This window comes from Marinovum sp. 2_MG-2023 (genome assembly GCF_030548265.1).
In the GTDB taxonomy this organism is placed as follows: domain Bacteria; phylum Pseudomonadota; class Alphaproteobacteria; order Rhodobacterales; family Rhodobacteraceae; genus Marinovum.
The window spans coordinates 1-540 of sequence record NZ_JAUOSD010000084.1; the positions used below are offsets into that span (position 1 = coordinate 1).

Below are 540 nucleotides of genomic sequence, written 5' to 3' on the forward strand. Positions count from 1 at the left end.
GGCATTGCCAACTTGACGGCATTGACCTGTGACGGTCCCCAGGGGTGATTTTCTCAGGCGGTCATTTCGAACGCATAATCGTGCCACAGGTCGAAAGCATCGGACCTTGCTTGGCGGTATGAGACGGTGGAGAGGCGGTAGCGTCGGGGTTTGAACATGGTGTTGATTTGATCGTGGGCCGCGAGGAACCTTTGCGTCTGTCGGATCGATTTGAACCGTCCCATGACCTTCTCTCGTTTGCGGGTCGGTCGATGCGAACCCTCGATGCGGTTGTTGAGCCCTTTGTGTGCCCGATGATCCGCTTCTGGCGCGAGGGTCCGGACCGGTTTGATGTAACTCCGCAACTTGTCCGTCACGACGACACGCGGTTTGCCAAAGCGAGCAATCAGCCGAGTAAGGAAACGCTTGGCAGCTTTGGCGTTTCGGCGCGGCTGCACAAGGATATCCAGCACGTCCCCGTTCGCATCCACCGCACGCCATAACCACTGCTTCACGCCGTTGATCGGAACGACGACTTCGTCTAGATGCCATTTGTCTGCA

The 540-nt window shown here is 57.4% G+C and carries 1 protein-coding gene; it reads right to left on the reverse strand.

All coding sequences use genetic code 11. The features are described from left to right. Positions 1-53: 53 nt before the first annotated feature. On the reverse strand, positions 54-540 hold a 487-nt coding region (locus Q4577_RS23700), incomplete at its 5' end, for an IS6 family transposase (protein ID WP_303567674.1).